The sequence below is a fragment of the Shewanella sp. MBTL60-112-B2 genome, assembly GCF_019655055.1.
Classification (GTDB): domain Bacteria; phylum Pseudomonadota; class Gammaproteobacteria; order Enterobacterales; family Shewanellaceae; genus Shewanella.
The window spans coordinates 60,145-85,635 of the sequence record NZ_BPFA01000007.1 but is presented as its reverse complement, the minus strand read 5'-3'; the positions used below and the strand labels follow the sequence as shown (position 1 = coordinate 85,635).

Genomic DNA, 25,491 nt, shown 5'->3' with positions numbered 1-25,491 from the left:
CAAATGAATAAAAGTAATAAAACGAGTAAAGCTAAATCGGTAAAAGTGAATCAGCCAAAAGTGTCTAAGGCCCAGCCTAATGCTAAGAGCAAGCCTAAGACTCACGCTAAAGTTAAACCTACAGCGGCACCTCAGCCGAGTAAGGCGCTACACCCACGAAATATCCATAATAATGGCTATGACTTTACTGCGTTAGTGCAGGCATTTCCGAAACTTAAGGCTTTTTTAAAGCCGAATCCCTATGGCAATTTGTCGATAGATTTCGCCGATCCTATTGCGGTTAAAATGCTTAATGCGGCGCTGCTAAAGTTACACTACGACGTTGGTCATTGGGATATACCTGAGGGCTTTCTGTGTCCGCCTATTCCTGGGCGAGCCGATTATATCCATTATGTGGCGGATCTGCTTGCGGTAAAGAAAACCTCCAAGAAGCGTATTCCTAAAGGACCGAAAGTTCGAGTGTTAGATATTGGCACCGGAGCGAATGTTATTTATCCGCTACTGGGTATTCAATCCTATGGTTGGGACTTTGTTGGCAGTGATGTTGATCCTATCTCGATCAAGAATGCACAGCAGGTATTTGCTCATAATACCGATATTGCAAATAAGTTTAACGCTAGGCTACAAGCGGACGCTAAGCATGTATTTCATGGCGTAATTCAGGCAAATGAGCGCTTCGATCTGACCCTCTGCAATCCACCATTTCATGCTTCTTTAGCCGAGGCTAGTGAGGGCTCTGCGCGGAAACTGAAAAATCTTGCTGCTAACAGAGCCAAGTCATCCCAAGTTCCGCCGTCGGCAAAAGTTAAGCCTGATCCGGATAAAGCCGCTGCTACACTCAATTTTGGAGGTCAGAAAGCCGAGTTATGGTGTGAGGGGGGCGAGTTACAATTCCTACGCACTATGATCGACGAGAGTCATGACTTTGCCAGTCAGTGCTTATGGTTCACTACCTTGGTGTCTAAAAAGGAAAACCTTAAGCCAGCAAAGGCTTTATTGGCCAAGCTAAATGCTGAAGAGGTAAAAGAGATAGAGATGCATCAGGGCAATAAAATTACTCGAGTGCTAGCCTGGACCTTCCTTAAGCCTGAACAGCGAGAGCTTTGGCTGCAGTATCGCGATGGTCAATAATTGGGTTAAAGACGCTTATAGTTAAAATTGAAATGAAATAAGTACTCATGTGATTTCAAAAGTTTAAAAACTTATTCTAGACTTAAAACATGCTATTCGATCCTTGGATGCTTTTGTGAACTTCAAACTAGAAAACTTACTTGTTGAGCTAGAACTCTATCTACAAAGACCTGAGGTGCGGGCTTCTCGTACAGAGCTTGAGCGTCTAATTGCTGATGACTTCATTGAGTTTACGGCTACAGGCCATCAGTTTGGCAAGGATGAGGTACTGGCTAGATTGCCCGATGAGCGGCAGCCAAAAATAGAGACGAGTTTGTTTGCAGTGAGAGAGTTATCGGCAGATGTATGTCAGGTTACCTACCGTGCAAAATTAAAAAAAGCCGATGACAATGTCATCGGCTTTTCAATACGTAGCTCTATCTGGCGAAAACATCGTGAGAGTTGGCAAATAGTGTTTCACCAGGGCACTCAGTGTAAGCCTTTCTAGGGGTTAAAAAACTAAGGGCAAGCCGTTACTGACCATTCCACAGTAGCTTGCCACAATCTGTTAAGTCATAACCGCCTAAGGTCGCGGCGAGCTGCTGAGTTTGTGGCTCGGCGAGCAGATTAAATAGCCTTTGTAGCTGACGTCTGAAATAGATGCCTTGTGGCATTACAAAATCAAAAGATTCGGTAACTAGCGGCACAAAACTAAGACCGCTCTCCAGTGCTACAGACTGACAGCCAAAGCCGATATCGGCATTATTACGGGCAATGTAGCCAGCGAGTTCACGTTCACTCTGAGCAACAACATTTGAGTTAAGCTCCTCGAAAGAGGCGCCTTGCTTCATTAGCCATTGTTCAAGGTGTTGCTGGCTACCTGCACCAGCCTGACGAGCGACCCAGCGCCATGACTGTTGCGACACTTTGTCCAACTCTTGGCAGCGATGATGCATATCAGGGCGCATCATTAAGCCTTGTTTACGGGTATAGCCATGCACCATTACCCACTGCTGATGGTTAGCGTAACCTTGCAATAATGCAGGGTGACGTACGCTACGCTCTTCAACGCTACCCCAGTGTAGGGTGCAGACATCAGCATAGCCACGAGACAATAAGTCTAGCCCGAGTCGAGAGCCAGTGGAGCTATAGCTGATAAGCTCACTTTTACCCACCTGTGACATCATTCTCGCCACAAGCATAGACAATAACGGGTCATCGCTACCTGTGATGTGCATGCGATCCGACAGCATGCCACTGTGGCAGGAGTCCATTACCCATCTATCGATTAGAATCTTGGGAAACAGCCACTTGCCAGTGATTTTTGTTGCTGGGAGAATGCGATCATTAGCCATTGAGTAGACTTTCTTCTCATTGAGATCTAGGTACTCAGATACCTGTTTGGCACTCATATAGATCAGCTCAGTCGGCTCGGTCATTATTAATCCTTGTCACGCAGTTTATAACTGTTTTCTGGTTGAATAGTTTAAGAAAGTGCATCAAATTCAATGTTTTCAGCGCCGTTATAAATTAGGAAATGACGGCCTTTAGCTCTAGCTATCATGGTAATCCCCAGTTTTTGGGCCAGTTCTAAGCCCATTTGGGTTGCACCACTGCGAGATAACACCACAGGAATGCCCATTTTGGCTACTTTAATGACCATCTCAGATGTTAAGCGGCCAGTGGTATAAAACAGCTTGTCGTTACCGCTGTCTTGGTTAAGCCACATTTCACCCGCTAAGGTATCCACAGCGTTATGGCGACCGACATCTTCAACAAAACCGACTATTTGGTCATCTTTGCATAGGCCACAACCATGTACAGCACCGGCATTTTTATAGGTTTCATTGTAGGCACTGATATTTTTTAGCAAGCTGTAGATCATGCTTTGCTTTAGTTTCGGCGTTGGCAAGTCTATATCATCTAGGCCTGTCATAAAGTCGCCGTAAACAGTGCCTTGACCGCAGCCAGTTGTAACCGTTTTTTCAGACAATTTTTCGTCTAAGTTTTCGATCTTCTCGCAGGTTAAGATAGCAGCTGAATTAACATCCCAATCGACAATGACTGACTCTAGTTTGTTGATGTCAGATATAAATCCTTGGTTTTTAAGGTATCCCAAAGATAATGCTTCAGCCCGCGCACCCAGTGTCATCAAGGTCACAATCGGTTGCCAGTTAAGGTAGACAGTGAGAGGTCGCTCGCAAGCAATGAACTTATCCACTTTTTCGCCATTCTCGTTTATTGCGGTGACTGCAATCGTAAGGGGGACGTCTGTGCTGGTTTTGATTAACGTTGGATTGCTTTTTTGTGCAGTCATATGGGTCATCATCTGTTAAAAGGGAATCAATATGCTTATTGCTAAGCAATATCTATACCTAATTGTATAGGGAGTTAAAGTTAGTTGTAGATCACATTTATAGCGTTTGAGTCGCCCTTTTATGTCCTATCTACAATTGCTATTTGGACAAAATGTCCTAGTCTTTGCTTGGAATAGTTGATCTAGTTCAAACTATTTAATTGATACTGTGTGGCACATATATTGCTTTAACTTAGGAGAGTATTTATTTAACTGGTTTGCTACAGCAGCAGCCACCTCAGGCAAGACGGAGACTGAATGCAACATACCGAAAGCCAATGGCCAATGTACGTTTCTCTTAAGAAAATTGAGAAACAAGTCGGAAGATGGACCTCAGTACAGTGGGAAGTCGATCAGATGCTTCCTGCTACCCACGCCGCACCTGAAGGTGCCAACCTAGTCCTACTTGAATTACATAAAGATGAGCGTGGCAGCTATCGCATCAATATCGATATGGACAATGCCATGCTTTATATCGTCTGTGACGAAACCGAAGACGGCGAATGGAAACCAGTAGCTATTTCTGCAGATCAAAATGTCGCAGCAGGCTGCCTAGAAGCCGATACTCCAGTATTGAATATTCCAATGCCTAAGGCGATAGCTTGTTGGATCGAAGCCTTTATTACTCGCCATGGCGAAGTAGAGATTTGTGCCCATCGTCGTAAGCATGTTAATCGTCGTAAGAATGAAGGCCCAAGCGCTGATCATACGGCAGAACGACTATGAGTGGTTTTCTATCTCGCTGGAATCTGCGTAAGCAACAAGTTGAGGCTGAAGGCGAAGCTAATGTGGCTGCTGAAGAAGCCGCAGCTCAAAAGTTAGCTGAAGAGCAGGCACTTGCTGCCCAGCAAAAAGCGGAAGCAGAAACAACTGAGCAAGCTACAGCGCCAGTTAGCGATGACAATATAGCTGAAGAGCCCGCAGACAAGATATTAACAGCAGAAGATCTTCCTGACCCTGAGAAAATTGAAGTTGGCGGCAGTTTTGCGAGCTTTATGGGGGCCAATGTCGATCCCGCCGCTAAATCTGCAGCACTGAAAGCCCTTTGGAAGCAGCCTCATTATAGTGAGATAGATGGCTTGCTTGAATATGCATTAGATTATAGCAATCAACCACTTCTAACACCTGAGGTGTCCGCGGAGATTGCTAAGAAAGTCTTCCGTCACATGGTTAAAGATGAAGATGACGTGAATGCAGAGCAAGATGAATTGGAAGCAGCATCAGATGAGATGATCGCGGCTGAAAAATCAGTTCCAAATGAATCTATAAATGATACTGAGCCGGTATCGGACATTTTGGACGGTCCACAAGAGGGCTTGTCCCAAAATGCACCAGAAAGCAGTGACGTTGACACTACTAAAGTTGTTTAACGTCACTATAGAGTGTTTTTAATTCCACAAGTTTGGTATGTGAATTGCTGTAATAGTGAGTAATAAAAGCTGGTGCCAATTATAGGTACATAGAAAAACAGCGACACTCATATACAGAAGCAGCCAAAGAACTGTTCAGGAACGCAATGTGAGCAATAGTGAAACGCAAGTCGGACTCAAAGAGGTTCGTCAAAAGGTCCTTGCTGGCACTCAGGTGATTCAAAACCTGATCCCACCGACCGTTAGCTACACCACCGAAGGCAACGTCTTGGTGATTGGCCCAGAAGATTTGGCTCGCCTAGCGGCAGACAAATTATCTAGCATGGGTAAGTGCGCGATTTTAGCCAATGAGCCGATTACTAGCCAAGATGAAGATCATCTTGAAAAAGTAATGAACGCTGCTGAAAACGTAGAAAGTTATTACAACAAGTTAATTGAAATCAAAGGTTTCTTAGGTCAGTTCCAAGTTAAAGTCGAGCATGAAAGTGGCAGTGCTGAGTTAAGTACTGTAGCGATCCGTAAAGCTCACTTTGACCTTATCCTCGATCTCAGCATAAGCCCTTGTATCAACCTAGAAATGCTGCCTCCAGGTTATTTCTACGTAGGCCAAGATGCAGCTAAGCTTGAAGAAGCACTTGAACAGTTGCCAGATCTTATCGGTTCATTTGATAAGCCACGTTACGTTAAAATTAACAGCGATATTTGTGCACATAACCGTAATGGTAATGAAGGCTGTACTCGCTGCTTAAACTTCTGTCCAGCTGATGCTATTTCTAGCGTTGCTAAGAAGATCGAAATTGACCCATACCTTTGTCATGGTGCTGGTAGTTGTACTAATGCGTGCCCAACAGGCGCAATTAGTTATGACTTGCCAACGCCACAAGCGATGCATACTTACCTGCAAAAGCTAGTGACTAAGTTCCGCGCTGAAGCGCAGGTCGCACCGGTTATCCTTTTCCATGATATGGGCAAAGGCGCACAGCTGGTTACTGACACACTTGCTGGTGAAATTATTCCAATTGAAATGGAAGAGATCACCGTTGCTAGCATGGACCATTGGTTCTCGGCTCTAGCATGGGGTGCGCGTCAGGTATTAATCCTGCAAACAGATGTAACCGCACCAACACTCACGCAAATGCTCAACGGTGAGCTTTCACTTGCAAACGATATTCTTGATGAAATGGGCCAGCCACAGCGCATTAGCCTCATCACAGAAGCGCATTTGAATGAAGCCGGTGCTAGCGAGTTATCTGAGCTACTTACTACCAGCGCAAGCTGGCCGGTGATTGTGCCTGCTGAATTTGCTGCTACCACTAAGCGTGAAACCATTTACAACGCAATCGATCATCTTAACGAGCAAGCGGCATCTGTAGATACTTGTTTGTCGCAAAGCAATATTCCATACGGCCAAGTTAGCGTTAACACTGAGAACTGTACCTTGTGTATGTCTTGTGTGGCGACCTGTCCGACTTGGGCATTGACCGATGGTGGTGATTTACCAGCACTGCATTTTGTTGAGCAAGACTGTGTGCAGTGTGGTTTATGTGAAACAGCCTGTCCTGAGAAAGTTATCAGCTTAACGCCTCAGGTTAATCTCGACAAAGCTGCGCGTCAGGAGCGTCAAACCCTGCATGAGGAAGCCCCGTTTGAATGTATTACTTGCGGCACACCGTTCGCAACGCAATCCATGGTGAAACGGATGTTAGATGTGGTTGGAACCCACAGCGCCTTCAGTGCCAACACAGATCGTTTAAAAATGTGTGGTGACTGTCGAGTTAAAGACATGTTTGAAGACATTCTTCAAGATCCTGAAAAGCAACTGCGATAAGAGTTTAACCATGACCGAATTAGTAAGAGAAGTTTCAGAAAACGATCAGCTAAGAGCCGATATTTATCAGTTGCTAGCAGCGTTATTACGTCGCCAACCAAGCCCAGAGTTGCTTGCGTTCTTATCGGGCTTAGAAATTGATGCTGATGACGACAGCGACATGACTAAGGCTTGGGTTGGACTTAAATTAGCCGCGCAGCAATTTAGCGATGAACAGCTTGAAGATGAGTACTTTAATGTATTCCTCGGCGTTGGTAGTGGTGAAATCCTGCCTTATGGTAGCTGGTTTATGACAGGCTCGTTAATGGACAAGCCATTGGCGCTATTACGTAATGACCTAATGCAATTAGGTTTTGAGCGCGAAGAAGAAGTTAAAGAGCCTGAAGATCACGTCGCTGCACTTTGTGAAGTGATGGGTACTTTGATTTTAGAAGCACCAGGTTATCGTCAACTTGCTTTCTACCAGCGCCATATTGGCAGCTGGATTGAACGTTTCTGCGATAACTTAGCTAAGGCACCAAGCGCTGCTTTCTATGCAACTGTTGCACAGCTTGCTAAAGCATTCTTCGTGATTGAAGCAAAAGAGTTTGAACAGTTAAGTCTAAACATTCCGGTTAACTGCCCAGGTAGCGAAGCGGAAAGTGTAGAAAAGATTGAGCCATCTACCAATGAGTTAGCGTCTTAAGCGCTGGTAGAGGTTTGAATTTATGTCAGTTCAGAGTTTGTTAATCGGTAGGCCTGAGCTGACATAGACAAAAAAATGGGAGTCTTATTTATAAGCCCCCAACAAGAACGGATAACAGGTTGAGTGATTCACTGTTTATCTTAATTTTAGGAAATCTAAGGAGACACTATGAAGAAGCAAGCTTCCGACATGGGCCGTCGTCAACTGCTTAAAGCATTGGCAATCGGCAGTGCGGCTGGCGCAGTTGCAACTGCAAGTGGACAAGCTCTTGCCGCTGAACCTGAAGCAACCCCGGTTGCCAAAAAAGGCACCGGCTATCAAGAGTCTGACCATGTTCGTAGTTATTACGACACACTGCGCAGTAAATAATTAAAGGAGAGTGTGATGCGATTAACCCGCAAAACAGACCAGGCCGCCACAAGCAACAAGGCAGTCTTAGGTTTAAACCGTCGCCAATTCCTCAAGTCCGCAAGCCTCGCGACAGGCGGTATTGCAGCGGCATCGATGCTAGGCGCAGGAATGATGCGCAAAGCAGAAGCAAAAGATATTCCCCACGACACCCCCACCGAAACCAAACGTACTATCTGTTCTCACTGCTCTGTAGGCTGCGGCGTTTATGCCGAAGTTCAAAATGGCGTATGGACAGGTCAGGAACCTGCATTCGATCACCCATTTAACGCGGGTGGACACTGTGCGAAAGGTGCTGCACTGCGTGAACATGGTCACGGTGAAAAGCGTCTTAAGTATCCAATGAAGTTAGAAGGCGGTAAGTGGAAGCGTCTTTCATGGGATCAAGCGATTGAAGAAGTGGGTCAACAAGCACTAGATATTCGTAAAGAATCGGGTCCAGACTCAGTATTCTTCATGGGTAGTGCCAAGTTCTCAAACGAACAAGCTTATATGTACCGCAAATTTGCGGCAATGTGGGGCACCAACAATGTCGACCACTCTGCACGTATTTGTCACTCTACCACTGTAGCCGGTGTTGCAAACACTTGGGGCTATGGTGCGCAAACTAACTCGTTTAACGATATTCGTAACGCTAAAGCGATGATGTTTATCGGTTCTAATCCTTGTGAAGCTCACCCTGTTGCGATGCAACATATCTTGGAAGGTAAAGAGCGCGGCGCGAAAATTATCGTTGTCGACCCTCGTTTCACCCGAACTGCAGCTAAGTCTGACGAGTTCGTGCATATTCGTCCTGGTACGGATATTCCTTTCATTTATGGCCTGTTATGGCACATCTTCGAAAACGGCTGGGAAGATCAAACCTTTATCGATCAACGTGTTTACGGTATGGAACGTATTCGCGAAGAGGTGAAGAAGTATCCGCCTGCTGAAGTGGCTAACATTGTTGGTGCGACTGAAGAGCAAATGTACCGTGTAGCTAAGCTACTGGCTGAAACTAAGCCGGGTACTGTTGTTTGGTGTATGGGTGGTACTCAGCACCACGTAGGTAATGCGAACACTCGTGCTTACTGTATCCTGCAGCTTGCCCTAGGTAACATGGGTGTGTCTGGTGGCGGTACTAACATTTTCCGTGGTCACGATAACGTACAGGGTGCAACAGACTTTGGTCTATTGTTCGATACGCTACCGGGTTACTACGGTCTGAAGACAGGTTCTTGGAAGCACTGGTGTAATGTGTGGGACTTGGATTATGAGTGGGTTAAGAGCCGCTTTGATCAACAGCCACATCTAGGCCAAGACCCAATGACTTCTACAGGTATCCCGTGTTCACGTTGGCATGATGGTGTACTCGAAGATAAGTCAAAGATTGCTCAGAAAGATAACATTCACATGGCATTCTTCTGGGGCCAATCAGTTAACACTGAAACCCGTGGTCGTGAAGTGCGTGAAGCACTTAACAAGATGAAGACAGTTGTGGTTGTGGATCCATTCCCAACTATGGCAGGTGTGATGCATGAGCGTACCGACGGTGTGTACTTGCTACCGGCATGTACTCAGTTTGAAACCTACGGTTCAGTATCGGCTTCAAACCGTTCATTGCAGTGGCGTACCAAGGTTATCGAACCACTCTTCGAATCTAAGCCTGACCATGAGGTTATGTACAAGCTTGCCAAGAAATGGGGTATCGAGAAAGAGTTCTGCAAACATATCAAGGTCAATGGTGATGAGCCGTTGATTGAAGATATGACACGCGAATATAACCGCGGTATGTGGACCATTGGTTACACAGGTCAAAGCCCAGAACGTCTGAAGATGCACCAAGAAAACTGGGGCACCTTCGATATTAAATCGCTTGAGGCACCAGGTGGCCCAGCTAAAGGTGAAACCTACGGTTTACCTTGGCCATGTTGGGGTACGCCAGAGTTTAAGCACCCAGGTACTCAGATCCTGTATCGCACCGGTCGCGAAGTGATGAATGGTGGCGGTAACTTCCGCGCCCGTTATGGTGTTGAGCATGACGGCGTTAACATCTTGGCTGAAGGCTCTTACTCTAAGGGCAGTGAAATTAAAGATGGTTACCCTGAGTTTACGGACAAGATGCTTAAGCAGCTTGGCTGGTGGGACGACCTAACTGCTGAAGAGAAAGTACATGCTGAAGGTAAAAACTGGAAGACTGATATCTCAGGTGGTATTCAGCGTGTAGCCATTAAGCATGGTTGTATTCCTTACGGTAATGCAAAAGCGCGTTGTATTGTTTGGAACTTCCCAGATGATATTCCTTTGCACCGTGAGCCACTTTATACGCCACGTCGTGACTTGGTTGCTAAGTATCCAACCTACGAAGACCGTATGGTTGCTCGTCTTCCTACCCTGTATAAAACGATTCAGGAACAGGATTTCAGCAAAGGTTTCCCATTAATTATTACGACTGGCCGTTTGGTTGAGTACGAAGGTGGTGGTGAAGAAACACGTTCTAACCCATGGCTTGCTGAGCTTCAGCAAGAAATGTTTATCGAGATCAACCCTGCCGATGCAGCAGATCGCGGTATTCGTGATGGTGATGATGTGTTCGTACATAGTCCAGAAGGTGCGAAAATCACCGTTAAGGCTATGGTCATTCCACGAGTTGTGCCAGGCGAATGTTTCATGCCATATCACTTTGCGGGTGTATTCGAAGGCAAGAGCCTAGAGAAGAACTACCCAGAAGGCACGGTTCCTTACGTTATTGGTGAAGCTGCCAATACTGTAATGACCTATGGTTATGATGTTGTGACTCAGATGCAAGAGACGAAAGTGAGCTTGTGTCAGGTCAGCAAAGCCTAATTAACTTGATGAGGAGATAAGCCATTATGGCAGTCATGAAATTCTTATGTGACACCAAGCGCTGCATCGAGTGTAACGGTTGCGTCACAGCATGTAAAAACGAAAACGCCTCAGCCATTGGCTGGGGGATCCAGCGTCGTCGCGTGGTTACACTAAATGATGGTGAGCCGGGTGAAGCGTCAATTTCAGTAGCATGTATGCACTGTACAGATGCACCTTGTATGGCCGTTTGTCCTGCAGATTGTTTCTATCGTACAGAAGACGGCATTGTCTTACACAACAAAGAAACCTGTATCGGTTGTGGTTACTGCTTCTATGCATGTCCTTTCGGAGCGCCTCAGTTCCCTAAGAAAAATGCATTTGGTAGCCGCGGTAAGATGGATAAATGTACTTTCTGTGCTGGTGGCCCTGCACCTGACTTCTCGGAAGAGGAGCGTAAGCTTTACGGTGCAAACCGTATTGCCGAAGGTAAGCTACCTATGTGTGCTGAGCTTTGTGCGACTAAAGCTCTGTTAGCAGGTGATGCGGAGGTTGTTTCTAATATCTTCCGTGAACGTTCTGCTGCACGTGGTGCTCCAGGGGCTATCTGGGGTTACACCCCTACAACTGGCTAGTCTGGCTGAAAAGGGTTACGGACCTTGGTCTGTAGCCCGATAAAGGAGTGAGTATGTTTATGAAATCACTGCGCAGCCTGTTTGCATTGCTAGTTATCCCATTGATGTTTTCAATGGGATTGGGACTTAGCGCTTCGGCAATGGCTGCGGATGATCAAACGAGCCAACAGCAAGCTGCAACCAATGACGCTGATCTTTGGCGTGCGGTTAAGGCTGGTGACTCAGGCTACACCGTGGCAAAAGGCATCGAGACTGGTGTGCTAATCAATGTAGTAGGTAATGAAGGCAAGAACGTCCGCAACGAGTATCTAACTCCTGTAATGGGAATTACCGTTGTTGGTGTATTTGCTGCTTTTCTATTTTTCTATTTGGTGAATGGTCCCTCTAAATTGAGTAAAGGCTTTTCTGGGAAAATGGTACTACGCTGGTCGAAAGCTGATTTGTGGATCCACTGGGTAATGGCGACATCTTGTTTGGCGCTGATATTCACAGGCCTCAATATCATGCTGGGCAAACACATATTGCAACCTTATATCGGCGAAGGTCTATGGGCCGGGCTGATCTATGGTAGCAAGACAATACATGACTGGGTCGGACCGATATTTATTGTGTCTTGGATCTTGTGTGTTGTTAAGTGGATGCCAATGCAAACGTTTAAGATGTATGACTTAAAATGGTTCTTAGTGGTTGGTGGTTACATCAACTTTGGACCATTTAAGGGTCAGCATCCTGATAGTGGATTTGCTAACGCCGGTGAAAAGATGTGGTTCTGGAGCTTAACTATTTTCGGTTTATTTATTGCCGCATCTGGGTTAATGCTTGTATTACCGGGTCTAGATTTGCCACGTGAAGCCTCTATGGCAGCACTGTTAATCCATTCTATAAGCGCGATTATCATTATTGCATTTACTATCGTCCATATTTGGATGGCAACGGTATTAAGTGAAGGTGGTATGGAGTGTATGGTATCGGGTTATTGTGATGAGAACTGGGCAATCCAGCATCACAATGTTTGGTACGATGAAATGAAAGACGGCAACAGCATAGTTTATAAAGACTAGCACTAGTTTTCATTTTCATCTAAAAATGCCTCGACTTTGTCGGGGCATTTTTGTTTCCCCCTAAGTCTAATCGTCCTTCAGCTCTATTCAGAGCCAGCTCAATAACCAAGTAATTGGTTAATTAGATTACCCGCACTAAGCCAGTCAATTGCGTAGAGCCGACATTATCCAATTTATATAAAAATAGGGTTATCAGTAGCTTATATTAGGCCAATCTGCATTAGGATCTCGTAGCTCGTATTGGTCACTTTTCAAATTGTTGTTTTTTGGTGATAAATCAGTGTTGCTGAGATCTGCTTAGGAGCGCTGCCATGGTGAGTTTAAATAGGATTTTGTATAAAAGCATGCCGAGCGCGGAACTAAATGTTAATAATTAGCATTTATATAAGTAAATCCTTGAATGTTTTGTATTTGTTAAATTTAAAGTGAGAAACAAGCGTCTAATCAGCTGTGCTATTTTGATTTACTACACAGTTTTTTCGGGTTTAAACATGCGCCAGTTAACACTTTGCCCGATTACCCCCTAAAACTCGAAATTTAACCTAACTCAGATCAATTTTTCCTAAGCTAAATTTCTTTATATTAGCCCTGTGAATTTGTTGGATACCTCTAATAAGTAAACAAATTTTACATTGCTGATCATAGGTTTAACAACTGCCTGGTTGCCATTGTAAATATGAGTATTATTAGACTTATCTTAAGTTTTTATAACCAGAGTATTCCTTTCTACCAGGAGTAAAAATGAACAAGCAACAGCCTGATCTGAACCGCAGATCTTTGCTGAAAGCACTAACCATTGGTGGCACCGCGAGTGTCGCTATCGCCGCTACAGGCGTAAGTGTTGCCCAAGCAAGTGAAACTAAAGTCAGTTCAAAGAATGACAATGGCTATCATGAAACTGCACATATCCGCAGTTATTACAATAGCTTACGCGGCTAGTTTAGGAGAATTTAAGCGATGAAGTTAACTCGCAAATCCAATGCGGCACCAACCACAGAGAAAAAAACTCTAGGTCTTAGCCGTCGTCAATTTATGAAGCATGCAGGTATTACATCTGGTGGTATCGCAGCTGCTTCTTTGTTGGGCACAGGCATGATGCGTCGCGCAGAAGCCAAAGATGTTCCATATGATGCACCCACTGAAATCAAACGTACTGTATGTAGTGCGTGTGCGGTAGGTTGTGGTCTTTACGCTGAAGTACAAAATGGCGTGTGGACAGGTCAAGAGCCAGCTTTCGATCACCCATTCAACGCGGGCGGTCACTGTGCTAAAGGTGCTGCACTACGTGAACATGGTCACGGTGAAAAGCGTCTTAAGTACCCAATGAAGCTTGTTGATGGCAAGTGGAAGAAACTATCTTGGGAGCAAGCTTACAACGAAGTTGGCGACCAAATGCAGACCATTCGTAAAGAATCGGGTCCTGACTCTGTTTACTTTATGGGTAGCGCTAAGTTTTCGAACGAAGGCTGCTACATGTACCGTAAATTTGCGGCAATGTGGGGCACGAACAACGTCGACCACTCTGCACGTATTTGTCACTCTACCACTGTAGCCGGTGTTGCAAACACTTGGGGTTACGGTGCGCAAACTAACTCTTTCAACGATATTCAGAATGCAAACGCAATCTTCTTCATCGGGTCAAACCCTGCTGAAGCGCATCCTGTTGCTATGCAGCATATCTTGATCGCGAAAGAGAAGAACAACGCTAAGATTATCGTGGTTGACCCACGTTTCTCTCGTACAGCTGCTCACGCAGATCTTCACTGTGGCCTACGTCCAGGTACAGATATTCCATTCATCTACGGTATGCTTTGGCACATCTTCGAAAACGGTTGGGAAGATAAGACATTTATCGAACAACGTGTCTTTGAAATGGATACTATCCGTGAAGAAGTGAAGAAGTTCCCACCTAAAGAAGTTGAGAACATCACTGGTTGCAGCGAAGAAGAAGTTTACCAAGCGGCTAAGATGATGGCCGACAACCGTCCTGGTACTGTTGTTTGGTGTATGGGTGGTACTCAGCATCACGTAGGTAATGCTAACACTCGTGCTTACTGTATCCTTCAGCTAGCGCTAGGTAACATGGGCGTGTCTGGTGGCGGTACTAACATCTTCCGTGGTCACGACAACGTACAGGGTGCAACTGACTTAGGTCTACTGTTCGACACGCTACCGGGTTACTACGGTCTTAAGACTGGCTCTTGGCAGCACTGGTGTAACGTTTGGGACTTGGACTACGATTGGGTTAAGGCGCGTTTCGACCAAAACTCATACCTAGGCCGTATTCCAATGAACACACCGGGTATTCCTTGTTCACGTTGGCATGACGGTGTACTAGAAACACCTGAGAAGCTAGCGCAGAAAGACCGCGTTCGCATGGCATTCTTCTGGGGTCAATCAGTTAACACTGAAACCCGTCAGAATGATGTTCGTGATGCACTCGATCAAATGGACACTGTGGTTGTTGTGGATCCATTCCCAACAATGGCGGGTGTTATGCACCGTCGTAAGAATGGTGTTTACTTGCTACCTGCAGCGACTCAGTTCGAAACTCAAGGTTCAGTGTCTAACTCTGGCCGTAGCCAGCAGTGGCGTGAGCAGGTTATCGAGCCTTTATTCGAATCAAAGACTGACCTTGAGATCATGTACCGTCTATCTCAAAAGCTTGGTTTTGCTGATGAGTACACTAAGCGTATCGCTAAAGACGCCAATGACGTGCTAGTGATTGAAGACATTACTCGCGAAATCAACCGCGGTATGTGGACCATTGGTATGTCAGGTCAAAGCCCTGAGCGTTTGAAGCTACATACTCAAAATTGGGGTACATTCAGCAACAAGACTCTTGAAGCTGCTGGCGGCCCTGCTAAAGGTGAAACCTACGGTCTACCTTGGCCATGTTGGGGTACACCAGAGCAGAAGCACCCAGGTACGCAGATCCTTTATAACACAAACAAACACGTGCTTGAGGGTGGCGGTAACTTCCGTGCTCGTTACGGTGTTGAGTATAAAGGTAAGAACCTACTTGCTGAAGGCAGCTTCTCTAAAGGCGCTGAAATCCAAGACGGTTACCCAGAGTTCACAGCTGACATGCTTAAGCAACTTGGCTGGTGGGACGACCTAACAGCGGCTGAAAAAGCGCTTGCAGAAGGTAAGAACTGGAAGACCGATATCTCTGGTGGTATCCAACGCGTAGCAATGAAGCACGGTTGTATTCCATTCGGTAACGCTAAAGCGCGTTGTATTGTTTGGACTTTCCCTGACGAAGTACCTGTTCACCGTGAGCCGCTATACACGCCACGTCGTGATCTAGTGTCTAAGTACCCAACATACGCTGACATGCAAGTACACCGTCTACCAACACTGTACAAGACTATTCAAGATAAAGACTCGGCTGCTAAGTACCCACTAGGTCTTACTTCTGGTCGTCTAGTTGAGTACGAAGGTGGTGGTGAAGAATCGCGTTCAAACCCATGGTTGGCTGAACTTCAACAAGAGATGTTTGTTGAGATCAACCCTGCTGATGCGGCAGATCGCAGCATTCGCGACGGTGACACAGTATGGCTAGAAGGTGCTGAAGGTGGTCGTATTAAGATTAAGGCTATGGTCACTCCACGCGTTAAGCCTGGTGTAACTTGGATGCCTTACCACTTCGCGGGTGAGATGCACGGCGAAAGCTTAGCGCCTAACTACCCAGAAGGTACGGTTCCTTACGTGATTGGTGAATCAGCTAACACTGCATTGACTTATGGTTATGACCCTGTGACTCAGATGCAGGAAACCAAAGCATCGCTTTGTCAGATCACTAAAGCCTAAGTGCAGAATTAGCTAGGAGAATTGCCAGAATGGCTACAATGAAATTTTTATGTGATACCAAGCGCTGCATCGAGTGTAACGGTTGTGTCACTGCATGTAAGAACGAAAACGACTCTGCTCTAGAGTGGGGTATTCAACGTCGTCGTGTTGTGACTATCAATGACGGTGTTAAAGGCGAAGCATCTATCTCAGTAGCATGTATGCACTGTAGCGATGCACCTTGTATGGCCGTTTGCCCTGCAAACTGTTTCTACAAGACTGAAGACGGCATTGTACTGCACGACAAAGATACTTGTATCGGTTGTGGTTACTGTCTATACGCTTGCCCATTTGGCGCGCCACAGTTCCCTAAATCAGGTGCTTTCGGTGCTCGCGGTAAGATGGACAAGTGTACTTTCTGTGCCGGTGGCCCAGAAGAGAACTTCTCTGAAGCAGAGCGTCAGAAGTACGGTGCCAACCGTATTGCTGAAGGCAAGCTACCTATGTGTGCTGAGTTGTGTGCAACTAAGTCACTACTTGCGGGTGACGCAGAAGTTGTTTCTGCCATCTTCCGTGAGCGTGTTGCATACCGTGGTTCTAACAAGAATGTTTGGGGCTAAGCCTTAAATATTACGTTAGTCCATAATCGCTGCAAGCTGTCTCACTGAGCTAGCTTGCAGCAATCAGGAGATGACATGAACAAATGGTTCAAACACATAGGCGTGGCAATTGCACTATTATTTAGTGTGTCTGTATTTGCCCACGACGCCCCTAAAGTCGGTGACACTAATGAAGTGAATGGCCAAATCTGGGCTCAGCTAAAAGCGGGCGAAGACGGCTATACCACTTCTAAGAGTGAGTTCCACGGCCAAGCAATTAACACCTATGACTTGCGTGTGCTGGAATTACGTAGTGATATTCTTGCGCCAGCATTAATGGCAGCCCTTTTCGGGATGATCATTATTTTTGTGCTGTTTATCAAAGTGAACGGCATTTCAAAGCTGCACGGTGGTTACTCAGGCAAGCTGGTTTACCGTTGGTCTAAGTTTGATGTATCAATTCACTGGCTAGGTGCAATCCCTTGTCTGCTATTGATCCTAACAGGCTTAACGCTACTTGCAGGCCGCTTCTTCTTCCAGCCATACATAGGTGAAGGCCTGTGGGCTGGTCTAGTGAACGGTGCTAAGCAAGTCCACGACATCATGGCGATCCCATTCATGTTGGGTTGGGCGTTAATGGTAACGCTATGGGCTAAAAACCAGATGCCTAAGATGTATGACCTTAAGTGGATGATGGTAGTTGGTGGTTACATCAATTTCGGTCCATTCAAAGGTAAGCACCCTGACGCTGGTTTTGCTAACGCCGGTGAGAAATTATGGTTCTGGGCATTCGCTGCCTTCGGCCTATTAATTTCAGTATCTGGTATGTTGCTACTATTCCCGAACTTGTTCGAGCCTAGCCGCACACTAAGCCTAATCGCGCTAGTGCTTCACTCAGTCAGCGCCATCATCATTACTGCTTTCTCAATCGTGCATATCTTTATGGCAACGGTTATGTCTGAAGGCGGCATGGAGTGTATGGTTTCTGGTTACTGTGATGAAACATGGGCAAGCCAGCACCATAATCTTTGGTTCGATGAGATCAAAGAAAACGGTACGCTTAAGTACAAAGACTAGTATTCGCTGAATATTGTCGTTAAATGCCCTGACTGAGTCGGGGCATTTTTTTTGGCTAAAACTCGCCATTCTAGAGCGTTGATTAGCTTTGTAAGGGAATAACCATTATGCGGCTATTCGCCTTGAATTCGTTTGCCAAAAATCGTTCTGAGCAGAGCAAATTCTTATGCTGATTGATATAACTATTCGCCGGCAAAGCATTCAAGTTCTAGGGAGTTCAGAGCCTCTATGACGGCGAGAGTGGCTGATTTCGATTATATGACTCACAAAGTCTCTCTTGTGCTGTTATGCACTGTTATGGTGGCACTATGCTGCAATTTATTTATGCCGTTTATAATCTATCCACGTACAATCTACGCCACTTAACAATCATCCAAGCTTGAGTCATCTGTATTTTTGCTAGCATTAGTGTAAGTGAAAATTCGTTAAGTGTTTTGCGCCAGCAATCACGGCGGATAACTGTTGAAAGCCGTGTTTACCTAGCTGCCACTCAATATATGTAATCGCTCAGTTAAATCCCCATCGATAACAGCCCTCAATACTTGATTTCAGCTGCTTGGCAAGCGTCCTTTGTTCGCTAACGTTAAATGCTGTTAAGAGTATGCGTAGCTCAAACTTCCTCTACAAAAACATCTCTTTATTTGTCACCGAAAAACAACAAACTTACACCATAAAGTGCCTATATTGATTTTTATTGGTCAATAATGGCAGCTTGGCAAGTACAGGTGTTAAAGGTTGGTGTTATTGATCTAAACTTGTATAAGCTGCTGACTGTTGGTTCCTTTTTTATGTTTGGTTTTAGCTTTTAGTGGTGATTATTTGTGGTCGTGCGTCAGTTTGGTTTGTAAAACATGCGCTAGTTAACACTTTTATTTGAATTGCGCCAAAATCGGAACTTTAATCGGATTTAGATCAATTTTTCGGGGTGTGAAATTCTTTATATTACGGCGGCTATATTGGGGATAACTCTAGTAAATATACACTTTTCACAATGTTAACTCGCTGATTAACAGGCGGTTAACCTGCGTTGCAAGTTGTAGCGTTATTGGATCTATCTTAAGTGTTTATAAACAAAACTATTCCTTCCTACTAGGAGTGAAAATGAAAAAGCAACAGCCTGATCTGAACCGCAGATCTTTGCTGAAAGCACTAACTATCGGCGGCACTGCAAGTGTTGCTATCGCCGCAACTGGCGTCAGTGTTGCTCAAGCAAGTGAAACGAAAGTCAGCACCAAAAATGTAGATGGCTATCATGAAACTGCGCACATTCGCAGTTATTACAATAGCTTACGCGGCTAGTTTAGGAGAAGTACAGCGATGAAGTTAACTCGCCAATCTAACGCGGCACCTACCGTAGAGAAAAAGACTCTAGGTATTAGCCGTCGTCAGTTTATGAAGCAAGCAGGTATCACATCTGGTGGTATCGCAGCAGCTTCTTTATTAGGCACAGGCATGATGCGTAAAGCAGAAGCTAAAGTGCAAACTGTTGCTCATGACGCACCAACTGAAATCAAGCGTACTGTATGTAGTGCTTGTGCGGTAGGTTGTGGTTTATACGCAGAAGTTCAAAATGGTGTTTGGACAGGTCAAGAGCCTGCATTTGACCACCCATTCAACTCTGGCGGCCACTGTGCTAAAGGCGCTAGCTTGCGTTACCACACGCATTCAAATAAGCGTGTTAAGTACCCAATGAAGCTTGAAGGCGGTAAGTGGAAGAAGCTTTCATGGGAACAAGCTATTTCTGAAATCGGCGATAAGATGCTTGAGATCAATCAAACATCAGGTCCTGACTCAGTTTACTTCATGGGTAGTGCGAAGTTCTCTAACGAAGGTGCATACATGTACCGTAAGTTAGCGGCAATGTGGGGCACAAACAACGTTGACCATTCAGCGCGTATTTGTCACTCAACGACAGTTGCTGGTGTTGCGAACACTTGGGGTTACGGTGCACAAACCAACTCTTTCAACGATATTCGTAACGCAAAAAACATCTTCCTGATTGGGGCAAACCCAGCAGAGGCGCATCCAGTAGCGATGCAGCACATTTTAATCGCCAAAGAGCGCGGCGCAACAATGACTGTTGCGGATCCACGTTTCTCTCGCACTATGGCGCATTCTGATATCCACCTTCCATTACGTCCAGGTACCGATATTCCTTTGGTTTACGGTCTAATGTGGCACATTTTTGAAAATGGTTGGGAAGATAAAGAGTTTATCCGCACACGTGCTTACGGCATGGACAAGATCCGTGAAGAAGCTGCGCGTTGGACTCCTGAAGAAGTTGAAAACGTAACTGGCGTATCTCGCGAAGCTGTTTATGCTGCTGCTAAACAAATGGCGACTAACCGTCCAGGTACTGTAATTTGGTGTATGGGTGGTACTCAGCATCACGTTGGTAACGCTAACACGCGTATGTACTCTATCCTGCAGCTAGTGCTAGGTAACATGGGTGTGTCTGGTGGTGGTACTAACATTTTCCGTGGCCACGACAACGTTCAGGGCGCAACGGACATGGGTCTGCTATTCGACAACTTACCAGGCTACTACGGCGTTGGTGAAGGTGCATGGCATCACTGGTCTCGCGTATGGGATCTACCATTCGACTCAGTTAAAGCACGTTTCGATCAAAAGCCTTACTTAGGTCGTAGCCCAATGACTACTCCTGGTATGCCATGTTCTCGCTGGCAAGATGGTGTGTTAGAAGCTAAAGACAAACTTGCTCAAAAAGATAACCTACGTCTAGCATTCTTCTGGGGTCAGTCAGTGAACACTGAAACTCGTCAGATGGAAGTGCGTGACGCATTGGACAAGCTAGAAACAGTTGTTGTTGTGGATCCGTACCCAACAATGGCGGGTGTTATGCACCGTCGTAAAGATGGCGTTTACATCCTACCTGCAGCTACTCAGTATGAGTGTGAAGGTTCAGTAAACAACTCTGGTCGTAGTGCACAGTGGCGTCAACAGGTTGTTGAGCCGTTATTCGACTCTAAGAATGACCTAGAAATCATGTACCGCTTAGCGAAGCATGTAGGCATTGCAGATGCATGGACTAAGCACATCAAGGTTAACGGCAACATGCCTGATTCTGATGACATCATGCGCGAATACGCTAAAGGTATGCGTTCAGTGGGTTACACAGGTTGGAGCCCAGAGCGTATCCGTGCTCACACCATGAACTGGGGCGATTTCTCTTCTGAAACTCTAGAAGCTGCTGGCGGCGTGAACAAGGGCGAGACTTACGGTCTACCTTGGCCATGTTGGGGTACTCCAGAGCAGAAGCACCCTGGTACGCAGATTCTATACCGCACAGGTATGAACGTGAACCAAGGTGGTGGTAACTTCCGTGCTCGTTTCGGTGTTGAACACGAAGGCGTGAGCATCCTAGCTGAAGATTCAGCTTCTGTTGATGCTGACATTCAAGACGGTTACCCACAATTTGATGACAAGATGCTGAAGCAACTTGGCTGGTGGGATGAGCTAACTGCTGAAGAGAAAGCACTAGCTGAAAACCGCACTTGGGCTACTGACTTAGGCGGCGGTATCGTACGTGTTGCACTAGCACACAACATGGTGCCATACGGTAATGCTAAAGCACGTTGTCGCGTTTGGACTTTCCCAGACGAAGTGCCTGTACACCGTGAGCCTATCTACACAGCACGTCGTGATCTAATTGAGAAATACCCAACTCATAACGACATGCAAGTTCACCGTCTACCAACCTTGTACAAGACGTTACAAGACAAGGTTATTAGCGATGATCTAGATAAGAAGTACCCACTAATTTCTACTTCTGGCCGTTTGGTTGAGTACGAAGGTGGTGGTGAAGAGTCTCGTTCTTGCCCATGGCTTGCTGAACTTCAACAAGAAATGTTCATCGAAATTAACCCAGCTGATGCGGCTGATCGCGGCATTCGTGACGGCGACACAGTATGGGTTGAAGGTGCTGAAGGCGGACGCATCAAGATCAAGGCGATGGTAACTCCACGTGTTGGTGCAGGTGTAACTTGGATGCCTTATCACTTCGCGGGTGTAATGCACGGTGAAGATCTGCAATATCCAGAATCTGGTGGAGTTAGCACTAAGCCTTACGTAGTGGGTGAATCTTGTAACACGGTAATGACTTACGGTTATGACCCTGTGACTCAGATGCAAGAAACTAAAGCCACACTTTGTCAGATTGCTAAAGCTTAATAGCTGTATTAGCTAGGAGAATTGCCAGAATGGCTACAATGAAATTTTTATGTGATACCAAGCGCTGCATCGAGTGTAACGGTTGTGTCACAGCATGTAAGAACGAAAACGACTCTGCTCTAGAGTGGGGAATTCAACGTCGTCGCGTAGTAACAATTAACGACGGTGTTAAAGGCGAAGCATCTATCTCTGTAGCATGTATGCACTGTGACGATGCACCTTGTATGGCTGTTTGTCCTGCAAACTGTTTCTACAAGACAGAAGACGGCATCGTACTTCACGACAAAGATACGTGTATCGGTTGTGGTTACTGCCTATACGCTTGCCCATTTGGCGCGCCACAGTTCCCTAAATCGGGTGCTTTCGGTGCTCGCGGTAAGATGGACAAGTGTACTTTCTGTGCGGGTGGCCCAGAAGAGAACTTCTCTGAGGCAGAGCATCAGAAGTACGGTGCAAACCGTATCGCTGAAGGCAAGCTACCTATGTGTGCTGAGTTGTGTGCGACTAAAGCGCTACTAGCGGGTGATGCAGATATTGTTTCTTCAATCTTCCGTGAGCGTGTTGCATACCGTGGTTCTAAAAACGCAGCTTGGGGTTAATCAACTTAGGTTGACTAATTTCCAGCGTACCCTGAGTGGCTCATTTGCGTGAGCCGCCCAGTGGTAAAAGAGGACGTATTATGAACAAATGGTTAAAACACATAGGCGTGGCAATCGCACTGTTTTTCAGTGTGTCTGTTTTCGCTAATGCTACTGACAAAGTGGGTGACACCATTGAAGTGAACAACGGCCAAATCTGGGCTCAGCTTAAAGCGGGCGAAGAAGGTCGTACAACTTCAACAAGTGAATTCCACACGCAAGCAATCAACACGTATGACCTACGTGTACTTGAATTGCGTAGTGATATTCTTGCTCCAGCATTAATGGCTGCCCTTTTCGGCATGATCATTATTTTTGTTCTGTTTATCAAAGTGAATGGCATTTCTAAGCTTCACGGTGGTTACTCAGGCAAGCTGGTTTACCGTTGGTCTAAGTTTGATGTATCAATTCACTGGCTAGGTGCTATTCCTTGTCTGCTATTGATCCTAACAGGCTTAATGCTAATTGCTGGTCGTTACTTCGTTCAGCCATACATTGGTGAAGGCCTATGGGCTGGCCTAGTGAACGGTGCTAAGCAAGTCCACGACATCATGGCGATCCCATTCATGCTAGGTTGGGCGCTAATGGTAACGTTATGGGCTAAAAACCAGATGCCTAAGATGTATGACCTTAAGTGGATGATGGTTGTTGGTGGTTACATCAACTTCGGTCCATTCAAAGGCAAGCACCCTGACGCTGGTTTTGCTAACGCTGGTGAGAAGTTATGGTTCTGGGCATTCGCTGCCTTCGGCCTATTAATTTCTGCATCTGGTATGTTGTTGCTATTCCCGAACTGGTTCGAGCCTAGCCGCACATTAAGCCTAATCGCACTAGTGCTTCACTCAGTGAGTGCTATCATCATTACTGCTTTCTCAATCGTGCATATCTTTATGGCAACGGTTATGTCTGAAGGTGGTATGGAGTGTATGGTTTCTGGCTACTGTGACGAAACATGGGCAAGCCAACACCATAATCTTTGGTTCGATGAGATCAAAGAAAACGGTACGCTTAAGTACAAAGAGTAACCTTCTTTACACTTAATGCTTAAACACCTCAGCTATTCGTAGCTGGGGTGTTTTTTTATATGGGCTAGAAATGCTAGTGTGTATGTTTTATGCGCAATCGCTAAAGTATGACTTACTTAACAAAAAAACTTACATTTCATTGATAGGAAACGCTAAATCGTAACCTAATCACGTTTTCAGCTCATTTAAAGTGCTAATTTTGCTCATCGCTAGTGCATTCCAATGTTTCCGATTCTTTTGTCATTAGCATTCTTTTATAGGAATTTATATGTCGTCAATTATTCTGCCTGATTCAGTTCAACCTTATAACGCCAATATCACCACGCCCGATTGGATGATTAGCGGTATGGAAAAAGTCATGCAGTTTTATGTGGACCGTAATTTACGACTCGATACGGTTTCGGCAGAGATGATGCCAAATCCAATTGAAGGCAAAAAGTACATGTTGTACGCACATGTTCCCTTCTGCCATACCTTGTGCTCATTTTGTACCTTCCATCGTTTTCTGTTTAAAGAAGATAAGGCACGTGCTTATTTCATCTCGTTGCGTAAAGAAATGGATATGGTCAAGGCCTTAGGTTATGACTTTGAGTCTATGTATATCGGTGGCGGCACCACAACAGTACTAGAAGATGAGCTTGCGCGTACCATCGAGCATGCTAAGAAGCTATTCCCGAGCATTAAAGAAGTCTCTTGCGAGTCAGATCCACAGCACTTAGATAGTGACGGCTTTAAGCAGCTTGAGGGCCTAGTGGATCGTATGTCTATTGGCGTACAAAGCTTCAACGACGATATTCTTGCCATGACAGATCGAATTGAAAAGTTCGGCTCTGGGCAACAGACATTTGATAAGATCATGGCGGCTAAAGAGCTATTCCCGATCATCAACGTCGATCTTATTTTTGGCTTCCGCGGTCAAACCGATGAAGTGATTCAACACGACTTAGATATGGCTTCTAAGCTTGATCCTCGCCAAATCACCACTTACCCATTGATGATCACTCACCAAACACGTAAGAGTGTGAAGGGCAAGCTAGCCGCGCCTCATGGCGATATGGCGCGCCAGTACCGTCAAATCCTAAACAGCCTTAACGGTCAATATAACCAGTTATCGGCATGGGCGTTTGGTAAAGCAAACGATGAAGGCTTTGATGAATACGTGATCGACTTTGATGAGTACTTAGGCGTAGGTTCAGGCTCATTCAGCTTCCTAAATGACACGCTTTACGTCAATACCTTCTCGCTACGTAAGTACCAAGAGCGTATTGCTAATGGTCAGATGGGTGTGGACCAGCAAAAGAATTATGGCCGTAAAGAAGTGATGCAGTACCGTTTCTTACTGGGTATGTTCTCGGGTCGTCTGTCACGTAAGTATTTCCGTGAAACCTTTGGTGTTAATCTAGATACTGCGCTGTTTAAAGAGATGACCTCAATGAAGGCGATTGGCGCAATTAAGAACGACCCAACCGATCCAGATAACCTGATTATTACCGATAACGGTAAGATGATGGGATTGTTGATGATGAAAGAGTTCTACTCTGGCATGGACAACGTCCGCGCTCAGCTACGTAAGCCACTTAAAGCCTGCGATATGTAATCTTGCAGCTTAAAAGTTAAAAAGGGTGAGCGCTTTAGCGTTCACCCTTTTTTGCAATTAATGTCTGTAGTTTTTTGATATCTTCTTTTACCTGCAATACGTACTCATCGGTATATTGCAGCTGTTCGAATTCCACTAAACACGCTTGATATCGAGTAAGTTGGGCCTCTGGCGTTGCCCCAAACTCCATTTGCTCGTCTACACCAATAATTGAGTCCATTCAATCATTCCTACTTAGATGTTTGAGCATATATTACTTTCGCCACTATTTATTAGGCTATTACATTTTTGAAGGCCTAATTCTGGTCATGATT

The 25,491-nt window shown here is 45.5% G+C and carries 22 protein-coding genes; 19 read left to right on the top strand and 3 right to left on the bottom strand.

Features of this window, described 5'->3' with window-relative positions; translation table 11 throughout:
- Window positions 1–3: 3 nt before the first annotated feature.
- Complete coding sequence (gene rlmF / locus K5Q73_RS06240) at window positions 4–1,131, top strand: 23S rRNA (adenine(1618)-N(6))-methyltransferase RlmF (RefSeq protein ID WP_220762235.1); 1,128 nt, start codon at window positions 4–6, stop codon at window positions 1,129–1,131.
- Between the two features lie 115 nt (window positions 1,132–1,246).
- Window positions 1,247–1,618 (top strand): DUF4440 domain-containing protein, encoded by a 372-nt coding sequence (locus tag K5Q73_RS06235; protein WP_220762237.1) that lies wholly within the window; start codon window positions 1,247–1,249, stop codon window positions 1,616–1,618.
- Between the two features lie 25 nt (window positions 1,619–1,643).
- Here K5Q73_RS06235 and K5Q73_RS06230 read toward each other — a convergent pair whose 3' ends face one another.
- Both K5Q73_RS06230 and K5Q73_RS06225 read right to left on the bottom strand, forming a co-directional pair.
- Complete coding sequence (locus tag K5Q73_RS06230; protein WP_220762239.1) at window positions 1,644–2,549, bottom strand: helix-turn-helix transcriptional regulator; 906 nt, start codon at window positions 2,547–2,549, stop codon at window positions 1,644–1,646.
- Between the two features lie 47 nt (window positions 2,550–2,596).
- On the bottom strand, window positions 2,597–3,427 hold the full coding sequence (locus tag K5Q73_RS06225; protein WP_259650773.1) for a formate dehydrogenase accessory sulfurtransferase FdhD: 831 nt from the start codon (window positions 3,425–3,427) through the stop codon (window positions 2,597–2,599).
- A 297-nt stretch (window positions 3,428–3,724) separates the two neighbouring features.
- Here K5Q73_RS06225 and K5Q73_RS06220 point away from each other — a divergent pair, with 297 nt between their 5' ends.
- The 17 genes from K5Q73_RS06220 to K5Q73_RS06140 all read left to right on the top strand — a co-directional run bounded on the left by K5Q73_RS06220 (window position 3,725) and on the right by K5Q73_RS06140 (window position 25,177).
- Window positions 3,725–4,192, top strand: a complete 468-nt coding sequence (locus tag K5Q73_RS06220) for a DUF3305 domain-containing protein (RefSeq protein ID WP_220762243.1) — start codon at window positions 3,725–3,727, stop codon at window positions 4,190–4,192.
- Entirely contained in the window at window positions 4,189–4,836 is a 648-nt protein-coding gene (locus K5Q73_RS06215) for a DUF3306 domain-containing protein (protein WP_220762245.1), read from the top strand. The genes K5Q73_RS06220 and K5Q73_RS06215 overlap by 4 nt, the downstream gene beginning before the upstream one ends.
- Before the next feature lie 148 nt (window positions 4,837–4,984).
- Window positions 4,985–6,664, top strand: a complete 1,680-nt coding sequence (locus tag K5Q73_RS06210) for a 4Fe-4S binding protein (protein WP_220762247.1) — start codon at window positions 4,985–4,987, stop codon at window positions 6,662–6,664.
- 10 nt (window positions 6,665–6,674) lie between these two features.
- Entirely contained in the window at window positions 6,675–7,349 is a 675-nt protein-coding gene (locus tag K5Q73_RS06205; protein WP_220762249.1) for a molecular chaperone, read from the top strand.
- A 168-nt stretch (window positions 7,350–7,517) separates the two neighbouring features.
- Window positions 7,518–7,718, top strand: a complete 201-nt coding sequence (locus tag K5Q73_RS06200; RefSeq protein ID WP_220762252.1) for a twin-arginine translocation signal domain-containing protein — start codon at window positions 7,518–7,520, stop codon at window positions 7,716–7,718.
- Between the two features lie 15 nt (window positions 7,719–7,733).
- Window positions 7,734–10,583, top strand: coding sequence for a formate dehydrogenase subunit alpha (locus K5Q73_RS06195; protein WP_220762254.1), 2,850 nt, complete (start codon window positions 7,734–7,736; stop codon window positions 10,581–10,583).
- A gap of 26 nt (window positions 10,584–10,609) precedes the next feature.
- Window positions 10,610–11,197, top strand: coding sequence for a formate dehydrogenase FDH3 subunit beta (fdh3B, locus tag K5Q73_RS06190; RefSeq protein WP_220762256.1), 588 nt, complete (start codon window positions 10,610–10,612; stop codon window positions 11,195–11,197).
- Between the two features lie 53 nt (window positions 11,198–11,250).
- Window positions 11,251–12,258, top strand: a complete 1,008-nt coding sequence (locus K5Q73_RS06185; protein ID WP_220762258.1) for a formate dehydrogenase subunit gamma — start codon at window positions 11,251–11,253, stop codon at window positions 12,256–12,258.
- Between the two features lie 741 nt (window positions 12,259–12,999).
- Window positions 13,000–13,197 carry a twin-arginine translocation signal domain-containing protein gene (locus K5Q73_RS06180; RefSeq protein WP_220762260.1) on the top strand — a complete coding sequence of 66 codons (198 nt, stop codon included), beginning with the start codon at window positions 13,000–13,002 and terminating at the stop codon, window positions 13,195–13,197.
- Between the two features lie 18 nt (window positions 13,198–13,215).
- Entirely contained in the window at window positions 13,216–16,071 is a 2,856-nt protein-coding gene (locus K5Q73_RS06175; RefSeq protein WP_220762263.1) for a formate dehydrogenase subunit alpha, read from the top strand.
- A gap of 29 nt (window positions 16,072–16,100) precedes the next feature.
- Window positions 16,101–16,670 (top strand): formate dehydrogenase FDH3 subunit beta, encoded by a 570-nt coding sequence (fdh3B, locus tag K5Q73_RS06170; RefSeq protein WP_012157320.1) that lies wholly within the window; start codon window positions 16,101–16,103, stop codon window positions 16,668–16,670.
- A gap of 75 nt (window positions 16,671–16,745) precedes the next feature.
- Entirely contained in the window at window positions 16,746–17,726 is a 981-nt protein-coding gene (locus K5Q73_RS06165) for a formate dehydrogenase subunit gamma (RefSeq protein ID WP_220762265.1), read from the top strand.
- A 1,101-nt stretch (window positions 17,727–18,827) separates the two neighbouring features.
- Window positions 18,828–19,025 (top strand): twin-arginine translocation signal domain-containing protein, encoded by a 198-nt coding sequence (locus tag K5Q73_RS06160; protein ID WP_028766715.1) that lies wholly within the window; start codon window positions 18,828–18,830, stop codon window positions 19,023–19,025.
- 18 nt (window positions 19,026–19,043) lie between these two features.
- A complete protein-coding gene (locus K5Q73_RS06155) occupies window positions 19,044–21,917 on the top strand; it encodes a formate dehydrogenase subunit alpha (RefSeq protein WP_220762267.1) in 2,874 nt (957 codons plus the stop codon).
- Between the two features lie 29 nt (window positions 21,918–21,946).
- Entirely contained in the window at window positions 21,947–22,516 is a 570-nt protein-coding gene (gene fdh3B / locus K5Q73_RS06150; protein ID WP_220762269.1) for a formate dehydrogenase FDH3 subunit beta, read from the top strand.
- A gap of 80 nt (window positions 22,517–22,596) precedes the next feature.
- Window positions 22,597–23,580 carry a formate dehydrogenase subunit gamma gene (locus tag K5Q73_RS06145; RefSeq protein WP_220762271.1) on the top strand — a complete coding sequence of 328 codons (984 nt, stop codon included), beginning with the start codon at window positions 22,597–22,599 and terminating at the stop codon, window positions 23,578–23,580.
- A gap of 268 nt (window positions 23,581–23,848) precedes the next feature.
- Window positions 23,849–25,177, top strand: a complete 1,329-nt coding sequence (locus K5Q73_RS06140; RefSeq protein ID WP_220762273.1) for a coproporphyrinogen III oxidase family protein — start codon at window positions 23,849–23,851, stop codon at window positions 25,175–25,177.
- Window positions 25,178–25,211: 34 nt separating this feature from the next.
- Here K5Q73_RS06140 and K5Q73_RS06135 read toward each other — a convergent pair whose 3' ends face one another.
- A complete protein-coding gene (locus K5Q73_RS06135) occupies window positions 25,212–25,397 on the bottom strand; it encodes a hypothetical protein (RefSeq protein WP_220762275.1) in 186 nt (61 codons plus the stop codon).
- Window positions 25,398–25,491 lie beyond the last annotated feature (94 nt).

Bases quoted from the DNA above. Each gene is read 5' to 3' on its own strand.
- K5Q73_RS06200 (WP_220762252.1), top strand. From the start codon at position 7,518: ATGAAGAAGCAAGCTTCCGACATGGGCCGTCGTCAACTGCTTAAAGCA.
- K5Q73_RS06185 (WP_220762258.1), top strand. From the start codon at position 11,251: ATGTTTATGAAATCACTGCGCAGCCTGTTTGCATTGCTAGTTATCCCA.
- K5Q73_RS06215 (WP_220762245.1), top strand. From the start codon at position 4,189: ATGAGTGGTTTTCTATCTCGCTGGAATCTGCGTAAGCAACAAGTTGAG.
- K5Q73_RS06160 (WP_028766715.1), top strand. From the start codon at position 18,828: ATGAAAAAGCAACAGCCTGATCTGAACCGCAGATCTTTGCTGAAAGCA.
- K5Q73_RS06230 (WP_220762239.1), bottom strand. From the start codon at position 2,549: ATGACCGAGCCGACTGAGCTGATCTATATGAGTGCCAAACAGGTATCT.
- K5Q73_RS06140 (WP_220762273.1), top strand. From the start codon at position 23,849: ATGTCGTCAATTATTCTGCCTGATTCAGTTCAACCTTATAACGCCAAT.
- fdh3B (WP_220762269.1), top strand. From the start codon at position 21,947: ATGGCTACAATGAAATTTTTATGTGATACCAAGCGCTGCATCGAGTGT.
- K5Q73_RS06135 (WP_220762275.1), bottom strand. From the start codon at position 25,397: ATGGACTCAATTATTGGTGTAGACGAGCAAATGGAGTTTGGGGCAACG.
- K5Q73_RS06175 (WP_220762263.1), top strand. From the start codon at position 13,216: ATGAAGTTAACTCGCAAATCCAATGCGGCACCAACCACAGAGAAAAAA.
- K5Q73_RS06165 (WP_220762265.1), top strand. From the start codon at position 16,746: ATGAACAAATGGTTCAAACACATAGGCGTGGCAATTGCACTATTATTT.
- rlmF (WP_220762235.1), top strand. From the start codon at position 4: ATGAATAAAAGTAATAAAACGAGTAAAGCTAAATCGGTAAAAGTGAAT.
- K5Q73_RS06180 (WP_220762260.1), top strand. From the start codon at position 13,000: ATGAACAAGCAACAGCCTGATCTGAACCGCAGATCTTTGCTGAAAGCA.
- K5Q73_RS06220 (WP_220762243.1), top strand. From the start codon at position 3,725: ATGCAACATACCGAAAGCCAATGGCCAATGTACGTTTCTCTTAAGAAA.
- K5Q73_RS06195 (WP_220762254.1), top strand. From the start codon at position 7,734: ATGCGATTAACCCGCAAAACAGACCAGGCCGCCACAAGCAACAAGGCA.
- K5Q73_RS06225 (WP_259650773.1), bottom strand. From the start codon at position 3,427: ATGACTGCACAAAAAAGCAATCCAACGTTAATCAAAACCAGCACAGAC.
- K5Q73_RS06155 (WP_220762267.1), top strand. From the start codon at position 19,044: ATGAAGTTAACTCGCCAATCTAACGCGGCACCTACCGTAGAGAAAAAG.
- K5Q73_RS06145 (WP_220762271.1), top strand. From the start codon at position 22,597: ATGAACAAATGGTTAAAACACATAGGCGTGGCAATCGCACTGTTTTTC.
- fdh3B (WP_220762256.1), top strand. From the start codon at position 10,610: ATGGCAGTCATGAAATTCTTATGTGACACCAAGCGCTGCATCGAGTGT.
- fdh3B (WP_012157320.1), top strand. From the start codon at position 16,101: ATGGCTACAATGAAATTTTTATGTGATACCAAGCGCTGCATCGAGTGT.
- K5Q73_RS06205 (WP_220762249.1), top strand. From the start codon at position 6,675: ATGACCGAATTAGTAAGAGAAGTTTCAGAAAACGATCAGCTAAGAGCC.